We start from the raw sequence: 16787 nt of genomic DNA, 5'->3' as shown, positions 1-16787 counted from the left end.
TCCCCCGGCGCGGTGGCGGCTCTCCTTCGGCCCGCTCCCGGCCCTACCGCGCCGGTGTGTCGTACTCCGGGGTGGTGGTGAGCAGTTCGGAGACGTCCGTGCCGACCGGGATCTCGCGCGGTGCCGTGCCGCGGGAGAAGAGGCGGGCGGCGCTCTCGCCGCCGATCTCTGCGTGGGTCCCCGTCACACGCAGCCAGGAGCCCTCGCGCAGGCCGAGGACCGGCACGTCGTTCTCCTCGAGGAACTCCGTCAGGCGCTCCTCGCGGGTCTCGCCCTTGTGCGTGGAACCCGGGGCGGGGTCCAGGTAGTGCGGGTTGATCTGGAACGGGACAAGACCCAGCGCCTCGAAGGACGGAGGCTGGACGATCGGCATGTCGTTGGAGGTGCGCAGCGTGGGCGCGGCCATGTTGGTGCCCGCGCTGGCGCCCATGTACGGCAGCCCGTCCCCGACCGCCTTGATCAGCGCCTCCCGCAGACCCGTCCGGTACAGGGCGGTCAGCAGCCGGAAGGAGTTGCCGCCGCCGACGAACACGGCGTCCGCCTCGGCGAGCCGGCCGACCGGGTCACCGCCCTCGTGCACCCCGTGCACGTCGATGCCGGCCCCGGCGAGCGCGTCGCGCACCTTGGCCGTGTAGGCGTCGTGGTCGGCGAGCGCGTACGGCACGAACGCGAGCCGTGCCCGGTCCGGCAGGAACGCGGTCACGGTGTCGAGGGCGTGTTCCAGGTAACCACGGCCGTACTGGGTGGAGTTGGACAGGAGCAGCAGGTTCAAGGGGTGTTCCTCACCATGGGTTCGATGCTTCAGGCCGTACGGCCGCGCGGGCGGCGGTGGTGCTGGGGCGGATGCGTCAGCCGCTGTTCCAGCAGGCGGGCCGCCTTGCGCAGCGCGTCGAGCCGGTCCTCGGGACCGTCCGGGAAGCGCTCCCCGGCGGCCCCCAGGCTGAGACTGCCGTAGGGCTCGGCGCCGAGGAAGACCGGCACGGCGACAGTGCCGATGCCCGCGTCGTACTCGCCCACCGTCCACGCGTACCCCTGCGCCCGCACCTGACGGAACTCGCGTTCCAGCTGGTCGGGGTCGGTGACCGTGCGCTCCGTGAACCGGGCCATGGGCCGGCCGCGGAACAGCCGGTGGCGCTGCTCGTCGGGCAGGAACGCGTAGTACGACTTGCTGGTCGCGCCCGCGTGCGCCGGGTACAGCTCGCCGACCAGAGGGTAGTACCGCAGCGGCCCCTCCTCGCCCTCGACCGCCGCCACGCACCGCATGTGGAAGCTGTCGGGCAGACAGAACAGGACCGTGTCGCCGGTCGCCGCGCGCAGCTCCTGGAGGACGGGCTCCGCGAGCAGTTCCAGCGAGCCGGAGCGCTCCCAGAGTCGGCCGAGCCGCAGTGCGGCGGGACCGATCCGGTAGCGGCGGGTCGCCGGATCCGACACCAGGAAGCCGCGGCCGGCCAGCGTGGACAGGAGCCGCTGCGCGACCGAGGTGTCCCAGCCGAACTCGGTGGCCACCTCCGTCACGCCCCAGTCGGGCCGGGTGCGCTCGAACGCCAGCAGCACCAGCAGGGCGCGGTCGACGGTCTGCAGCGCCCCGGCCGGGGTCTTCCGGTCGACGGGGATGTCAGGCACGGCACTCCTCTCCGCATGACGTCCGCATTGGACGTCCGTCCCTCCGCCCATCTCGCCATTCAGACCTGAATTGCAGATAACGGGAAACAGTTGCGAAGAAGGTTAACGGATCCCGAATCTTCTGTCAGCACCGCCTCAGGTGCGGATCAGGAGAAGCTGCCCATGTTGAAGTACGTCCTGGACATCGTGGATCTGCTGGACGATCCCGATGCCGACGGCAAGGGAGTCGCCGCCTACCTCGACTCCGTGGCGGGCCCCGCCGGCTCCGGCGCCCAGGTCACCACCGTCACCGGCGAGCGGGGCGCCACGGACTTCGTCCTCGTGCGCGTGCCGGGCCGCACCGGCCGCAGCCGCGGCGGCACCTCGCGCACCCTCGGCGTGGTCGGGCGGCTCGGCGGCGTGGGCGCCCGTCCGGAGATCACCGGCCTGGTCTCCGACGCGGACGGCGCGATCGCCGCGATCGCCACCGCCGCCAAGCTGCTGGACATGCGCCGCCGCGGCGACGTGCTCGACGGCGACGTGATCGTGGCCACCCACATCTGCCCGAACGCCCCGACCGCACCGCACGACCCGGTGCCGTTCATGGACTCGCCGGTCGACATCGCCACCATGAACCGGCACGAGGTCACCGACGCGATGGAGGCGGTGCTCTCCATCGACACCACCAAGGGCAACCGGATCATCAACCACAAGGGCCTGGCCCTGTCGCCCACCGTCAAGGAGGGCTGGGTACTCAAGGTCAGCGAGCAGCTGGGCGAGCTGCTGGCCGTGGTCACCGGTGAGCCGTTGGTCACGTACCCGGTGACCACTCAGGACATCACCCCGTACGGTAACGGTGTACACCACATCAATTCGATCCTTCAGCCGGCCACGGCGACGTCCGCCCCGGTCGTCGGCCTCGCGGTCACCTCGGCCGCGGCGGTGCCCGGCTGCCAGACGGGTGCGAGTCACGAGAGCGACATCGCGGCCGCCGCCCGGTTCGCCGTCGAGACCGCGAAGGCCTACGGCGGCGGACGCCTGGACTTCCACGACGACGTGGAGTTCGACCAGCTCGTGTCCCGTTACGGCTCGCTGGCACACCTGCAGACCCTCGGCCGCGCACCCAGGGAGTCGTGATCATGGCCGCACACAAGAACACCGCCACCTCCCCGGACACCGCCGGCCAAAGAGCCCTGGGCAGCGACGACTACGCCCTCGCCCGCGTCCCGCGCGACGAACGGCTCGGCTTCTGGACGATGCTGCTCCAGTGGCTCGCCCAGTCCGGATCGATCTCGCAGTTCACGCTCGGCGCCACCATCGGTGTCGGGATGTCCTTCGGCAACGCGCTCCTCGCCTTCACCCTCGGCGCCGTGATCCTGGAAGTCGTGATCTTCGCGATCGGCCTGGCCGGTATGCGAGAGGGCCTCGCGACCCCGCTGCTGACCCGCTGGGTCGGCTTCGGCCGCAACGGCTCCGCGCTGGTCAGCCTCGTCATCTCCATCAGCCTCGTCGGCTGGTTCGGGGTGCAGAACACGATCTTCGGCAACAGCGTCTCCGCCCTGGTCGGCGGCCCCTCGTGGCTGTGGTGCGTAGTCGCCGGACTGGCCATCACGGTCCTGGTGGTCTTCGGCTTCCGGTACATGGCGGTCTTCGCGAAGATCGTCACCCCGCTGTTCTTCGCGATGGTCGCCTGGTCCGTCACCGACGCCCTGACCAAGCACTCCATCTCGGACCTCGTCCACTCGCCGGCCCCCGGCCCGGCGATCCCGCTGTCGGTCGCCGCGACCGCCATCGCGGGCGGCTTCATGACCGGCGCGATCGTCGCGCCCGAGATGACCCGCTACAACAAGAAGGGCGCCCACGTCTTCGTGCAGAGCGCCTCCTCCATGATCCTGTCCGAGTACATCGTCGGCATGACCGGTGTCCTGCTCGGTCATCTGGTGGGCAGCAACCAGGTCTCCCAGATCGTGCTCTCCACCTCCGGCGTCTTCGGTGTGCTGGTCGTCCTGATGTCCACGGCGAAGATCAACGACTGGAACCTGTACGGCTCCTCGCTCGGCGTCGTGAACTTCTTCCAGGTCGTCTTCCGCAAGCGCCTGCGCCGCGGCGCGGTGACCATCGTCCTCGGCCTCGCCGGCACCCTGCTGTCCGCGGTCGGCATCATGACCCACTTCACCGACTTCCTGTCGGTGCTCGGCGTGGCCATCCCGCCGGTCGGCGGCATCATCGTCGCCGAGTACTGGGTGGTGCGCCGCATGCGCGGACCGCTCGACGCCACCCGCGAGACGCAGACCCTGCCCGCCACCTCACCGGTCTGGGTGCCGATGTCCCTGGTCATCTGGGCCGCGGCGTTCTGCGTCGGCAAGTTCTACGACGGCGGCATCCCCGCACTCAACTCCCTGCTGACCGCCTTCGTCCTGTACAGCGTCCTCGGACTCGCCGGCTGGATCAGGACCTACGGCACCACCACCCTCGACGACGAGGCCGCCGACGGCACCGGGCAGTCCCCGGCCGCCACCGGCACGGCCCCCGTAGGAGCGTCATGAGCACCACCCCCGCACTCGCCGCCGCCTCCGAGGAGGCACAGCGCGAGGCCATCGAACTGTGCGCGGAGCTGATCCGCTTCGACACCTCCAACCCCACCAGCGACGAGCGGGCCTGCGCCGACCGGGTCGTCGAGCTGCTGGCCGAGGCCGGCGTCACCTCGGAGCTGGTGGAGAGCGCGCCGGGCCGCGCCAACGTCGTCGCCCGCATCCCGGGCCGCGACCCGGACCGCGGGGCCCTGCTCGTCCACGGCCATCTGGACGTCGTACCGGCCGACCCGAACGAGTGGCAGGTCCCGCCGTTCTCCGGCGAGATCCGGGACGGCTACCTGTGGGGCCGGGGCGCCATCGACATGAAGGACACGGTGGCGGTCATGCTGGCCACCGCCCGGCACTTCGCCCGCACCGGCACCCGGCCGTCCCGCGACATCGTCCTGGCCTTCCTCGCCGACGAGGAGGCGGGCGGCAGGTACGGCGCGCACTGGCTGGTCGAGCACCGGCCCGAGCTGTTCGCCGGCGTCACCGAGGCGATCGGCGAGGGCGGCGGGTTCAGCTACGCGCTCGACGACACCCGGCGGCTGTACCCGATCGAGAACGCCCAGCGCGGCATGGCCTGGATGGAACTGACGGCCACCGGCCGCGCGGGCCACGGCTCCTCGCCCAACGACGAGAACGCGGTCACCGACCTCGCCGAGTCGCTCACCCGCATCGGCCGCCACACCTTCCCGATCCGCCTGATCGAACCGGTGCGCGCGCTGCTCGCGGAGGCCGCACGGCTCCAGGGCGTCGACATCGACTTCGACGCCGAGGACCTCGACGCGGAACTCGCGAAGCTCGGGCCGGTCGCCGACTTCATGCAGGTGGTGCTGCGCAACTCCGCCAACCCCACCATGTTCTCGGCGGGTTACCAGACCAACGTGATCCCGGGCCGGGCCACCGCACGCGTCGACGGCCGCTTCCTGCCCGGCCATGAGCAGGAACTCGTCGACACCATCGACAAGTTGCTCCTGCCGTCGGTCAGCCGGCAGTGGGTCAACCACGACATCGCCATGGAGACCACCTTCGACGGCCCCCTCGTCGACGCGATGTGCGAGGCCGTACGCGCCGAGGACCCCGACGGTCACCCGGTGCCGTACTGCAACCCGGGCGGCACCGACGCGAAGGCCTTCACGAAGCTCGGCATCCGCTGCTTCGGCTTCAAGGGCCTGAAACTGCCCCACGACCTCGACTACGGCCGCCTTTTCCACGGCGTCGACGAACGAGTCCCCCTGGAAGGCCTGCGCTTCGGTGTCCGGGTGATGACCCGCCTGTGGCAGAGCTGCTGAAGGACCCGCTCCCACCCCTGCGCCGCCCCGTGCGGCCCGGCGAGCAGACGCTCACCGGGCCGCACGGGGCTTTCGGCGTGGCCGGGGTCAGTCGGTTCCGAGGCCGTCGATCAGGCGGTTGAGGAAGCGGCTGAACGTCGCTTCCGGAGTGAGGGGGCGCCCGGGGGCGGCGAGGGCCGCGGCGAGTTCCGGGTGGTGGCCGTCCGCGGCGACGGCGGCGAGATAACGGGCTTCGGCCGCGGCTCGACCGGGCGCCTGCGCGGCCGAGGCCTGTGCGATCTCGTGGCTGACGTGCCCGACCACGAACGCGGTGAGCTGGGCGAAGACCTCCAGCCTCGCCGCACCGTCCAGCCCGGTGGGCCGCAGGGCGGCGAGCGCGCGCTCCATGAAGGCCAGCGTATGGGGGCCGGGGGTGCGGCGTGTGGACAGGGCGGCGGGCAGCCAGGGATGCCGGAGCATCAGGGCGCGCTGGAGGTGGGCGATGGCCTTGATGTCGCCGCGCCAGTCGCCGGTGGACGCGACCGTGGTCGGCAGTTCGCCGCTGACGTGGTCGACCATCAGCTCCAGCAGCGTCTCCTTGTCGGGGGCGTAGCTGTAGAGGGACATGACGCCGGCTCCGACCCGTGCGGCGACCCGGCGCATGGTGACCGCGTCGAGCCCTTCCGCGTCCGCCAGGCCGACGGCTGCCGTCGTGATCGCCTCACGGCTGTAGGCGGGTCTGCGACCCCTGCGGGGCTGGAGGTGGCCCAGCCACAACTGCTCGGGATCGACGCCCGAGGCGCCGGTCTCTCCGTCTCGGGACACGGACTTCGTGCTCCTTTCCTCGTACGCGGCACCGCCCCTGTGAGTGTCATCCAAGCATCTTCTATTCTCGTACACTGTACGGAAAATGAGGAGGGGAACGATGGCACCACGCACACACGGCCCCGCGCCGACGCCGGCCTGGGCACCGCCTTCGCGAAAGCCGCCACTGGCCTCACGGCTGCTGAGGGCGACCTGGCGCGGACTCCCGCACAGACGGCACGACGCCGGGTGGGAGCCGGGCCTGGTGGTTCCGGCCGCCGACGGCAGCCCGTTGATCACCGACCACTACTTCCCCCGCGCACAGGGCGATTTCCCCACCCTTCTGGTGCGCTCGCCCTACGGCAGGGGCCTGCCCTGGTCCCCCATGTACGGCATGCTCTTCGCCGAACAGGGCTTTCACGTCGTACTGCAGAGCTGCCGCGGCACCGGCGGCTCAGGCGGTGCGTTCGACCTGTGGCGCAACGAGGGGGAGGACGGCCGGGCCACGGTGTCCTGGCTGCGCGATCAGCCCTGGTTCACCGGAACACTGGGGACCGTGGGCCCCAGTTACCTCGGCTACGTGCAGTGGGCTCTCGCCCTGGACCCGCCGCCGGAGCTGAAGGCGATGGTGGTGCAGGTGGGCCTGCACGATCCCCACGCGCTGTTCCACGCGGACGGCGCCCTCCGCCTGGAGAACGTCCTCGCCGTCGGCGCGGGCATGACCTATCAGCACCAGGGAACGGCAGCGTTTCTGAGGGCGACGCTGCGCCTGCGACGCCGCCTGCGTGAGGTCACCTTCGCGCAGCCGCTGCGCGGGGCGTATGTCTCCGCCCTCGGCGGCGAGGTGCCCTGGCTGGACGACGTGATGACGCACCCGGACGCCGACGACGCGTACTGGCGTGGAGCGTCGCTGGCAACGGCGGCGGACCGGCTGAACGTGCCGACCGGCTTGATCACCGGATGGCACGACGCACTGGTCGACCAGAGCCTCGAACAGTACGAGCGACTGCGCCGCGCCGGCTGCCGGACCGCCCTGCTCGTCGGCCCCTGGACCCACACCTCCGCACTTCAGCAGGGGTGGCCCGAGGTGTTCGCCGAAAGCCTCGCCTGGCTGCGCGCCCACCTCTGCGGAGATTCCTCCGGTCTGCGCCCCACCGTGGTGCGCGCGCACATCGGCGGCGAGGACGCCTGGCGCGACCTCGACGACTGGCCGGCGGACCCGGCCACCACGGCGTGGTTCCCCACCCCGGACGGGCACCTCACCCGACAGGCACCCACGGACTCCGGACCACTGGCGTCGTTCCGCTACGACCCCGCCGACCCCACCCCGTCCCTCGGTGGCCCGCTGCTCTCCCACGGCGCCGGTCCTCGGGACAACAGCAGCCTGGAAGCCCGGGACGACGTGCTGACGTTCACCGGCCCGCCGCTGACCGAACCCGTCGATGTCGTCGGCCCGGTCTCCGCCCGGCTGAGCATCTCCACGGACACCGGCCAGGCCGACGTCTTCACCCGCCTGTGCGACGTGGACCCACAGGGCCGCTCGGTCAACGTCTGCGACGGGCTGGGCCGGACGAGGACGGCTGGGCAGGGGTCCTCGCAGGTCAGCGTACCCATGAGCGCCACCGCCCACCGCTTTGCCGCCGGTCACCGCATACGCTGGCAGATCAGCGCGGGCGCTCATCCGCGCTACGCCCGCAATCCCGGTACCGGCGAGTCCCCCGTGGACGCCACCACCTTCACACCGGCGCGCGTCACGCTGCACGCGGACTCGGCACTGACACTCGCCCACGGTTCCGGGCCGGCTTGACCCTTCGCTACGACGCGGGCCCCGCCGGGAGTTCGCTCCCGGCGGGGCCCGCGTGCTCAACGCGCTTCCGCAGCCACCGGTTTGGGTATGAGGAACGACGTCACGACGGCGACGGCCATGATGACCGCACCCGTGATCATGGCGGTGGTGTAGTCGCCGGTCGACGACGGATCCGCGGGGGCCGCCGCGGTCTTCACCGCGTACAGCAGCGCGAAGCTCAGACCGGCGCCCAGGTTGAACGCGCCCGCGTTCAGACCGGGCAGGAACCCGGGGTTCTCACGCGGGGACAGCACGATGCCGAGCCCGTTGAGCACGATGTTCCCGATCCCGGCGTAGGTGATCCCCACCAGGATGGACGCCGTCAGCAGCATGGCCCGCGAATGGCCGTGCAGCGTGAGGATCATCAGGACCACGGTCGCCGCGGCTCCGACGAGACCGATGCGCAGGATCCGGCCGTACCCGAAGGTGGCGGCCAGCCGGCCGGCGATCGGACCCATGGCGAGCCCGGCCAGGGCGTACGGCGTGAGGGTCCACCACGCGGACTGCTGCGCGGACAAGCCGAGTCCCGCCTGCGCGTCCTCGGCGAACGCGGGGATCAGCCCGTTCATGACGGCGAACACACCCGTCATGGTGAGCACCGTCGTGAGCAGGAGCGCCCACGTGGAGCGCTGCCGCAGATGATGCGTGGCGACCAGCGGATGCCCGCTGCGGTTCTCCGTGCGCCAGAACAGCGCGAAGGCCACCGCGGCGACGACCACGAGCAGGGCGATCAGCGGCCAGTTGGCCGCGGCGAGCTTGCCGGCCTCGTTCAGCGCGATGAGCAGCGAGCCCACCGAGACCACGAGCAGCACGACGCCGGGCCAGTCCATGCGCTCGGCGACCGGCGCCTTGGACTCGCGGCTCATCAGCGCGACCATGGCCGTGGCGACCGCCGCGACGACGGCCATCGCCCAGAAGACCGACTGGAACCCGTGGTGGTCGGCGAGGTAGCCGCCCGCGAGGGAGTCGACACCCGCGACTCCGCCGTTGAAGGCGGTGATCACACCGAGCAGGGTGCCGTAGCGCTTGGGCTCGGGCACCTCCTCCCGCAGCATGATCAGGCACAGCGGGACGACCGGGCCGCTCACGCCCTGGATGATGCGCCCGGCGAACAGGACCGGGACGTTGTGCGCGAACGCGGCGACGACACATCCGACGGCCATCAGGGCCAGCATGCCGGTGAGGACCTTGCGGCGGCCGACGACATCGCCCAGTCGCGGCAGGAACAGCGAGAACAGGGCCGCGGACGTGAAGAACGCGGTCTGGGTGAGCCCGATCTCGGCCGAGGTGGCGTGGAGGGCGCCCTCCATGCTCTTCAGCGCCGGGCTGATCATGCTGGCGTTGAGCTGGAAGGCCACGCACGCGGCGAGCAGCGCGGTCAGTAGCACACCGATCCGGACGGGGGAGCCCTGCGCGGAGCCGGGTGGTCTGTCGGTGGTGGAAACGCTGGGAACGGTCATGCCTGGACGTCGCCGATCCGCTCGAGTGCGTCCACGACCAGGTTCCAGAACCGCTCGTGGTCGAGCTTCACCGCGACCTGCGTGTGGCAGTCGTCCGGGGCGGGCGCCCGGAAGTCGGCCACGGTCATGCCCAGGGTCAGCGTGCCGGTGAGCTCGATGTCCACGGGGGCCTTGCGCACCGTCATGACGTCGGGGTCGATGACGTAGGCGACCGCGCAGGGGTCGTGCACGGGCGGGAACTCGAAGCCCTGGGCCTGCTCGTACATCGCGCCGAAGAAGTCCAGCAGCTCCAGGACGAACTTGGCGGGCGCGGTGCCGACCGCGGCGATCTTCTCGGTGACGTCGGGCGTCGCGAGCGCCTGGTGCGTGAGGTCGAGACCAACCATGGTGACCGGCCAGCTCTCGTTGAAGACGATGTGCGCGGCCTCGGGGTCGATCTTGATGTTGAACTCGGCGACCGCGCTCCAGTTGCCCTCGTGGTAGCCGCCGCCCATCAGGACGACCTCACGGACACGGGAGGCGATGCGCGGCTCCTTGCGGACCGCCATCGCGATGTTGGTCAGACCGGCGGTCGGCACGATGGTGATCTCGCCCGGCTCGTGCGACATGACCGTGTCGATGATCAGGTCGACCGCGTGGCGGCGGTCCAGCTCCAGGGTCGGCTCGGGCAGCACGGGTCCGTCGAGTCCGGACTCGCCGTGGATGTCCGGCGCCGTCTCGATGTCGCGCACCAGAGGCCGGGGGCAGCCCGCGGCGAAGGGCACTCCGGTGATCCCGGCGATACGGGCCACGGACAGCGCGTTGCGGGTCACCTTCTCCAGCGTCTGGTTCCCGACCACGGTCGTGACGGCCACGAGCTCGATCTCGGGATTGCCGTGCGCCAGAAGCATGGCGATGGCGTCGTCGTGTCCCGGGTCGCAGTCGAGGATGATCTTTCTGGCCAACGGAGAGCCCCTTTGCTCGCTTACCTGGGTGAAACCGATCTCCGGGGACGCCCAGGGGCGGCCACGTCCGGAGGGCGCCGAGTGGTCCGGCGCCTGGGGAGACGTTAGGGAAAACGTTCTCCCGAACATTCGCCCATTCCTCATCAATATGTCAATGGACGTTACATCTTTCTCCCGCCCTCCCCTGCTCCACGGCAGTCCGGGGCGCAGGAGGCTGGTGATAACGTTCTCCGGCATCGGTGCTGGTCGGCGCCGGAGGGTCGTGTGCCGACCAGGAAACCGAGCCGACAGAAGGGGGCGGAGTGCGGTGACCGAGGTGACATTGCGTGATGTGGCTCGCGCGTCCGGATGCTCCGTCGCCACGGTGTCCCGCGTGCTGGCCGGCACCCGCCCGGTGGGAGCGGAGACGGCACGCCGAGTGCGGGCCGCGGCCGAAAGCCTCGGCTACCGCCCCAACCAGGTCGCCCGCGCCCTGCGCAGCCGCTCCACCGGCACCATCGGCCTGGTGCTGCCCCAGATCACCAACCCCTTCTTCCCCTCCCTCGTCCGTGAGGTCGAGCACGCCCTGCACGCCGGGGGCCGCGCCCTGCTGCTCGCCGACTGCGACGACGACCCGCGGACCGAGGCGGCCCGGATCACCGCCCTGCTGGACCGGCAGGTGGACGCGCTGCTGGTCATCCCGGTCGACGAGACCCACAGCCGCGCGGCGGTCGAACTCGCGGCGGCCCGCGTCCCGTTGGTCCTCCTCGACCGCTCCTGCGGCCCCGGCGTCGCCGACTCGGTGGCCGTCGACAACGCCGCCGGCATGGCCCTCGTCCTGGAGCACCTGACCCGCACCGGGCGCCGCCGATTCTGCTTCCTCGGCGCCGCCGGCACCGCCTCGACGGCCGTCGAGCGGCGCACGGCCTACGAGGCGGGCGTCGCCGCCCTCGACCCGCTCGCCTCCGAACGCACCGAACTCGGCGACTTCTCCGTGGAATGGGGGCGGGCCGCGGTCGACCGGATCTGGCCGGCCCGCCCGGACGCCGTCGTCTGCGCCAACGACCTCATCGCGGTCGGAGCGCTGCAACGCCTCGGACAACTCGGCGTCGACGTCCCCGGCGAGGTCGCCGTCACCGGCTTCGACGACATCCCCATGGCGAGCCTCGCCGAACCCAACCTGACCACGGTCCGCCAGCCGGCCGCCCAGGTGGCGGCCGAGGCGCTCCGGCTCCTTGCCGAGCGGCTCGACGGCGGGGGGGCCGAGGCGTACCGGGCCGTCCGCCTCTCACCCCGACTCGTCGTCCGCGCTTCCAGCGGCCCCCGCGCCGCCGCGCCCACGACCATCCCCGGCAGCAGAACCTCAGAGGAACACCAGTGATCGCAGTCGTCGGAAGCCTCAACCTCGATCTCGTCGCACCCGTTCCCCGGCATCCGGTGCCGGGGGAGACCGTGCTCGGCGGGGACATCGTCGAGCACCCCGGCGGCAAGGGGGCCAACCAGGCGGTCGCCGCGGCCCGGCTCGGCGGGCAGGTCGCCCTGATCGGCCGGGTCGGCGAGGACGACGCCGCCGATGTGATGGCCGCCGCGGCGCGCGCCGAGGGCGTGGACACCGCGCACCTGACCCGCACTCCCGGAGTGCCCACCGGACGCGCGCTGATCGCCGTCAACCCGTCGGGCGAGAACTCCATCATCGTCAGCCCCGGCGCCAACTCCCGCCTGACCGCGGCCGACTGCCGGGCCGCCGCCGACGTGCTGGGCCGGGCCGAGGTCACGGTCCTCCAGCAGGAGGTCCCCGACGAGGCCAACCACGCGGCGGCCGAGCTGGCAGGCGGCATCGTCGTGTACAATCCGGCTCCCGCCGTCGAGGGCGCCGTCCCGCCCCGCCACGTCGACGTGCTGGTCCCCAACCGCACCGAACTGGCCGCCCTCACCGGCACCCCGGTACCGGACACGATCGACGAGGTCGCCGCCGCCGCGGGCAAACTGCGCGGAGCGGGCGCGGTCATCGTCACCCTCGGCGGTGACGGCGTGCTCCTCCTGGAGGGCACCGCGCGGCTGCACATCCCGGCCTTCACGGTCGGGCCGGTCGACACCACGGCGGCCGGCGACTGCTTCTGCGGAGCGCTCGCCGTCGCCCTCGCCGAGGGCCGCACCCTGGAGCAGGCCGCCCGCTGGGCCTGCGCCGCGGCGGCACTGAGCACCACCCGCCCCGGCGCACAGCCGTCACTGCCCCACCGCGACGAGGTGGAGGCGTTCCTCAAGCGCTGAGGGCCCTCAGTGGGGGAGGGCCTGCCGGTGGACTGCCGGGTGACAGGTCGCCTCTGTGTGCGGTTCTTGTCACCCCGGCGGCCCCGTATCTCATCGAGGACTTCGGGTAGGCCACTTCTGTGGGCCAGGGCGGTGCCGGCACTCGCCCCCGTAGCGGAACGAGTACAAACTCGACGAAATCGTCATCCGCCCGTCGGGCATCGATCCGGATTCCAGGGCCCTTTCGGTAAAGGACGACTCTGGAACGGGAGATATGACCCAGACGGATCGCAGGGCATCGGCCGGTGCAGCCACGCGACCGCGGAACGAGGGGGCGGTCACCGAGGAAGTGCTGGTGCCGCAGGCACCCCCTGCGGCACCGGTGATCGTCGCCGGGCGCGGCACCGGCAGAGACCGGCTCGCCGCACTGGACGGGCTGCGCTTCCTGGCGGCGCTGTCGGTGGTGCTCTTCCACTTCGCCGGCCAGACAGCGGGGGCGATGCAGGTCATCTGGGGGCGCCCGTACCAGAGCGTCTTCCCCGAGCTGCACGGCTACTTCGCCTTCGGGCGGCTCGGTGTCGACCTGTTCTTCCTGATCAGCGGCTTCGTCATCTGCATGAGCGCCTGGGGGCGCACCCCGCGTGACTTCTTCATCTCCCGCGTCACCCGCCTGTACCCGATGTACTGGATCGCCATCGTGGTGTCGGCGTGCGTCATCTACTTCGCCGACACCCCCTTCGGGCACCCCCACCCGCGCGTCCTGCTCGCGAACTTCACCATGCTCCAGACCCCGCTCGGCGTGTCCAACCTGGACCCCGTCTACTGGACCCTGTGGCCGGAGCTCTGCTTCTACCTCACCTTCGCCGTCGTGGTGTGGAAGGGCCTCAGCTACCAGCGCGTCGTGATCTTCTGCGGGCTGTGGACGGTCGCCGCCGTACTCGCGCCCGCCGCCCACATCCCGCTGCTCACACTCGTGGTGAACCCGACCTCCGCCCCGTACTTCATCGCGGGCATGGCCTTCTACCTCATGCACCGCTACCGGCCCACACCTCTGTTGTGGGGCATCGTCGCCATGTCCTGGCTGCTGGCCCTGCACTTCCTGCTGGCACCCACCGGCGGGCGCAACAACTGGGAGACCTGGGCGCCCTGGCGCGGCTGGCTCGTACTGGCGGTCACGCTCTTCTTCCTGATGGTCGGCGCGATCGCGCTCGGCCGGACCCGCCGGCTCCGCTGGCGCGGGCTGACCGTCATGGGCACGATGACCTTCCCGCTCTACCTGCTGCACGACACGCTCGGCATGACCGTCGCGCACCACTTCGGAGACCGGTTCGATCCGCTCCTCCTGGTCGGGGTCACGGTCGTCGCCCTGGTCGTGCTGGCCTATCTCGTGCACCGGTTCGTGGAGCGTCCGATGGTGCGGGCCATGCGGCGTTCGCTGAAGAGCGCCACGTTCGTTCCGCAGCCTCCGGCGCGGCATCGTTGAGTGCCGCTCACTCCTTGTCGCGGCCCCGCGCCTCCGACGGCACGACGGTGTGCGCGAGTCGGGCCCCCACGGGCATCCGCCCGGATCCGGCGGGCACGGCGGGAACTGCACCGTCGGTCTGCCGGAGTTCGGCGAGCAGTTCGTTCTGGCCGGCCAGGAGTTCGGTGAGGATACGGCGGGCCGCGCGCAGCAGTTCGGCGACATCGCCGCCGGCGAGGGCGTAGCGGACCGTCGATCCTTCCCGGATGGACACGACGATGCCGGAGCGTCGCAGCACGGCCAGTTGCTGCGAGAGGCTGGACGGCTCGATCTCGATGTCGGCGAGCAGATCGCGTACGGGCACGGGACCGTGCTGGAGCAGCTCCAGGACCCGGATGCGCACGGGGTGCCCGAGCATGCGGAAGAACTCCGCCTTGGCCTGGTAGAGGGGGACTTGCATGAGTGCGTGCTCCCTGCCGCATCGGGGATGGTCCAAGACGCGGTGGCGCCCCGCGGGACGCCACACGGAATGTGCTGCGCAGAGCAGATCCTTCTCGCCCCGGGCCGCGTGCAACCACGAATTGGAATCATGCTGATGTGGTGACTTGAAGAAGTTTTCACATCATGGGCACACGTCGGCCCGGGGCAGGCGAAGAGCTAGATCTCGAGCTGTTCCTCGACGCGCTTGAGCTGGTGGCGGGCCATCGCCAGATTCGAACGGGTCTTGTCCAGCACCAGGTAGAGGAACAGGCCGTTGCCGTTGCGTCCGGTGACCAGGCGGATCAGGTGGTACTGGTCGCCGAGCGTGATCAGCACGTCCTGGATCTCACTGTTCAGGCCCAGCTGCTCCATGGTGCGCACCTTGGCGCGGATCACATCCGTGTTCCCCGCCGCGGCGATGGTGAGATCCAGGTCCTTGCCCCCGCCCAGGGTTCCCAGGGCCATTCCGCTGGTGTAGTCGACGACCGCCGCGCCCAGCGCCCCCTCGACCGCGGTCATCATTTCCTTCAGCGACACTTCCACACTCGCCACGGTGTCTCCCCTTGATCGTCGGCTGAGTCCGGGACGGCGCCGGCCGTCCGGTGAGCGCACCGTAGGCGCGCGTCCGGGACGTCCGAGGGGAGGTCTTCAACACTGACATCCATTGATCGGGGAGTGTCGAATACGAACACGTTGACGACCACAACTGACCTTTCGCTTCTCTGTACCCACGCGTTTCGAGGAATCAGGGGATACGCAGGGCGAGGATGGCGATGTCGTCGTGCTGGTCGTTGCTCAACCGGGTGAGCAGTTCGTCGCGGAAGACCGTCAGCGGTTCACGGGCCAGCGCGGCCGCGTGCTGGCGCAGCCGGGTGAGGCCGCGGCCGATGTCCTCGCCGGGGCGTTCGATGAGGCCGTCGGTGTAGAAGAGCAGGGTGCCGCCGGAAGGCAGGGCGACCACCGCGGTCTCGCGCCGGAGCTCCGGGTCGACTCCCAGGACGGGGGCGTGCCCCTCCTCCAGCAGGAGAGTGCGGCCGTCGGGCTGGGCGAGCAGCGGCGGAAGGTGGCCGGCGTTGGTCATGAGCAGCCGCCACGGTCCGTCGGGCGGCGTCTCGATGCGGGCGATGACGGCTGTGACGAGTTCGATGGTGGTCAGGCCCTGCATGACCCGGTCCAGACGGTTCATCACCCCGGCCGGATCGTCCCCGCTGTCGTAGGCGAGCGCGCGCAGCATGTTGCGCAACTGGCCCATGCGGACGGCCGCCGCCAGGTCGTGGCCGACCACGTCCCCGATCGCGAGGACCACCGAGCCGTCGGGGAGCGGGAAGGCGTCGTACCAGTCGCCGCCGACCTCGGCCCGCTCGCGGGCGGCCACGTAACGGGTGGCGAGCTGGAGGTGCCCGAGCCCGGAGAGATCGGGCAGAAGGGAGAGCTGGAGCTGCTCCGCGGTGTGCTGTTGCAGCGCGTACAGACGCGCGTTGTCCAGGGCGAGGCCCGCGCGGTGCCCCAGGTCGGCGGCGAGCGCCCGCTCCTGCTCGTCGAAGGGAACGGCCGGGGCACGGCGTACGAAGGTGAGCGCTCCGAGAGCCTCCCGGCGAACGCTCATGGGCACGATCAACGCGGTCTCGGCGCCCAGCATCCGGTATAGGGCCCACTGGGCGGAGCACAGGGAGTCGTCCGGATCGGGCATGTCGAAGTCGGTGACCACCGTCGGACCCGCGCCGCGCAGCACCTTCGCCAAGGCGGCGGCCGAGTCGTCCGGCCCGGGCAGGAACCCGCCGGGCAGTACCCGCAACACCCGCTCCGCGTCCCGGTCCATGACGGTGAGGCGGCGCAGCCCGTTCCCCTCGACCAGGTCGACGACACAGGCGTCGGCCAGATGCGGAACCACCACCCGGGCCACGCGGCGCAGCGCCTCCTCCGCGTCGAGCCCCGACGCCAGCGCGCGGCTCGCCTCGGCGAGCAGACGCAGCCTGGCCGCGGCGACCTCCGACGTGGATCCCGCCCTCGGCTCCGCCGGCTGTGAAGGCTTCCGCTTCATCGTGTTCCTTCCTTACGCACCCGTTGTAACACTCTGTCATCCTTCGCCGGGATACTGTGTCGTTCGGTGCGG

15 protein-coding genes are annotated in these 16787 nt (G+C 71.0%); 7 read left to right on the top strand and 8 right to left on the bottom strand.

Annotated elements, in window-relative coordinates:
- Nucleotides 1-43: 43 nt before the first annotated feature.
- Both pepE and CG719_RS13425 read right to left on the bottom strand, forming a co-directional pair.
- Nucleotides 44-772 (bottom strand): dipeptidase PepE, encoded by a 729-nt coding sequence (gene pepE / locus CG719_RS13430; RefSeq protein ID WP_100568813.1) that lies wholly within the window; start codon nucleotides 770-772, stop codon nucleotides 44-46.
- A 29-nt stretch (nucleotides 773-801) separates the two neighbouring features.
- Nucleotides 802-1674, bottom strand: a complete 873-nt coding sequence (locus tag CG719_RS13425) for an IclR family transcriptional regulator (protein WP_442802723.1) — start codon at nucleotides 1672-1674, stop codon at nucleotides 802-804.
- 111 nt (nucleotides 1675-1785) lie between these two features.
- On the opposite strand from CG719_RS13425, the gene CG719_RS13420 reads away from it, so the two are divergent.
- From CG719_RS13420 to CG719_RS13410, 3 genes are read left to right on the top strand one after another with little or no spacing between them, the layout of a single operon-like run.
- Nucleotides 1786-2739: a DUF1177 domain-containing protein gene (locus CG719_RS13420; protein ID WP_100568811.1), complete on the top strand. Its 954-nt coding sequence runs from the start codon at nucleotides 1786-1788 to the stop codon at nucleotides 2737-2739.
- Between the two features lie 2 nt (nucleotides 2740-2741).
- Complete coding sequence (locus tag CG719_RS13415) at nucleotides 2742-4148, top strand: cytosine permease (RefSeq protein WP_100568810.1); 1407 nt, start codon at nucleotides 2742-2744, stop codon at nucleotides 4146-4148.
- Nucleotides 4145-5470 carry a M20/M25/M40 family metallo-hydrolase gene (locus CG719_RS13410; protein ID WP_100568809.1) on the top strand — a complete coding sequence of 442 codons (1326 nt, stop codon included), beginning with the start codon at nucleotides 4145-4147 and terminating at the stop codon, nucleotides 5468-5470. The genes CG719_RS13415 and CG719_RS13410 overlap by 4 nt, the downstream gene beginning before the upstream one ends.
- An 87-nt stretch (nucleotides 5471-5557) precedes the next feature.
- Here the strand turns inward: CG719_RS13410 and CG719_RS13405 are convergent, their stop codons facing one another.
- Nucleotides 5558-6274, bottom strand: coding sequence for a TetR/AcrR family transcriptional regulator (locus tag CG719_RS13405; RefSeq protein WP_100568808.1), 717 nt, complete (start codon nucleotides 6272-6274; stop codon nucleotides 5558-5560).
- Between the two features lie 100 nt (nucleotides 6275-6374).
- Between CG719_RS13405 and CG719_RS13400 the strand changes: the two genes are divergently transcribed.
- Nucleotides 6375-8060 (top strand): CocE/NonD family hydrolase, encoded by a 1686-nt coding sequence (locus CG719_RS13400; RefSeq protein WP_100568807.1) that lies wholly within the window; start codon nucleotides 6375-6377, stop codon nucleotides 8058-8060.
- A gap of 56 nt (nucleotides 8061-8116) precedes the next feature.
- Here CG719_RS13400 and uriT read toward each other — a convergent pair whose 3' ends face one another.
- Together uriT and uriH are read right to left on the bottom strand one after the other, a co-directional pair.
- A complete protein-coding gene (gene uriT, locus CG719_RS13395) occupies nucleotides 8117-9559 on the bottom strand; it encodes a uridine transporter UriT (protein ID WP_100568806.1) in 1443 nt (480 codons plus the stop codon).
- On the bottom strand, nucleotides 9556-10503 hold the full coding sequence (gene uriH, locus CG719_RS13390) for a uridine-preferring nucleoside hydrolase UriH (protein WP_100568805.1): 948 nt from the start codon (nucleotides 10501-10503) through the stop codon (nucleotides 9556-9558). The genes uriT and uriH overlap by 4 nt, the downstream gene beginning before the upstream one ends.
- 262 nt (nucleotides 10504-10765) lie before the next feature.
- Here uriH and CG719_RS13385 point away from each other — a divergent pair, with 262 nt between their 5' ends.
- The 3 genes from CG719_RS13385 to CG719_RS13375 all read left to right on the top strand — a co-directional run bounded on the left by CG719_RS13385 (nucleotide 10766) and on the right by CG719_RS13375 (nucleotide 14215).
- The gene (locus CG719_RS13385; RefSeq protein WP_324838201.1) at nucleotides 10766-11863 is read left to right on the top strand and encodes a LacI family DNA-binding transcriptional regulator; all 1098 of its coding nucleotides are present in this window, start codon (nucleotides 10766-10768) and stop codon (nucleotides 11861-11863) included.
- The gene (rbsK, locus tag CG719_RS13380; RefSeq protein WP_100568803.1) at nucleotides 11860-12753 is read left to right on the top strand and encodes a ribokinase; all 894 of its coding nucleotides are present in this window, start codon (nucleotides 11860-11862) and stop codon (nucleotides 12751-12753) included. Before CG719_RS13385 ends, rbsK begins: the two co-directional genes overlap by 4 nt.
- A gap of 334 nt (nucleotides 12754-13087) precedes the next feature.
- Nucleotides 13088-14215, top strand: a complete 1128-nt coding sequence (locus tag CG719_RS13375) for an acyltransferase family protein (RefSeq protein ID WP_234375557.1) — start codon at nucleotides 13088-13090, stop codon at nucleotides 14213-14215.
- Between the two features lie 7 nt (nucleotides 14216-14222).
- Here the strand turns inward: CG719_RS13375 and CG719_RS13370 are convergent, their stop codons facing one another.
- From CG719_RS13370 to CG719_RS13360, 3 genes are all read right to left on the bottom strand, one after another.
- Nucleotides 14223-14654, bottom strand: coding sequence for an ArsR/SmtB family transcription factor (locus CG719_RS13370; RefSeq protein WP_234375556.1), 432 nt, complete (start codon nucleotides 14652-14654; stop codon nucleotides 14223-14225).
- 197 nt (nucleotides 14655-14851) lie between these two features.
- Nucleotides 14852-15226 carry a hypothetical protein gene (locus CG719_RS13365; protein WP_100568801.1) on the bottom strand — a complete coding sequence of 125 codons (375 nt, stop codon included), beginning with the start codon at nucleotides 15224-15226 and terminating at the stop codon, nucleotides 14852-14854.
- A 193-nt stretch (nucleotides 15227-15419) separates the two neighbouring features.
- Complete coding sequence (locus CG719_RS13360; protein ID WP_100568800.1) at nucleotides 15420-16715, bottom strand: PP2C family protein-serine/threonine phosphatase; 1296 nt, start codon at nucleotides 16713-16715, stop codon at nucleotides 15420-15422.
- Between the last annotated feature and the right edge of the window lie 72 nt (nucleotides 16716-16787).

Origin of the sequence: Streptomyces sp. CB01373 (assembly GCF_002803075.1) — a bacterium.
Classification (GTDB): Bacteria; Actinomycetota; Actinomycetes; order Streptomycetales; family Streptomycetaceae; genus Streptomyces.
The sequence above is the reverse complement of the archived record's forward strand: the minus strand, read 5'-3'. Positions and strand labels throughout refer to the sequence as shown.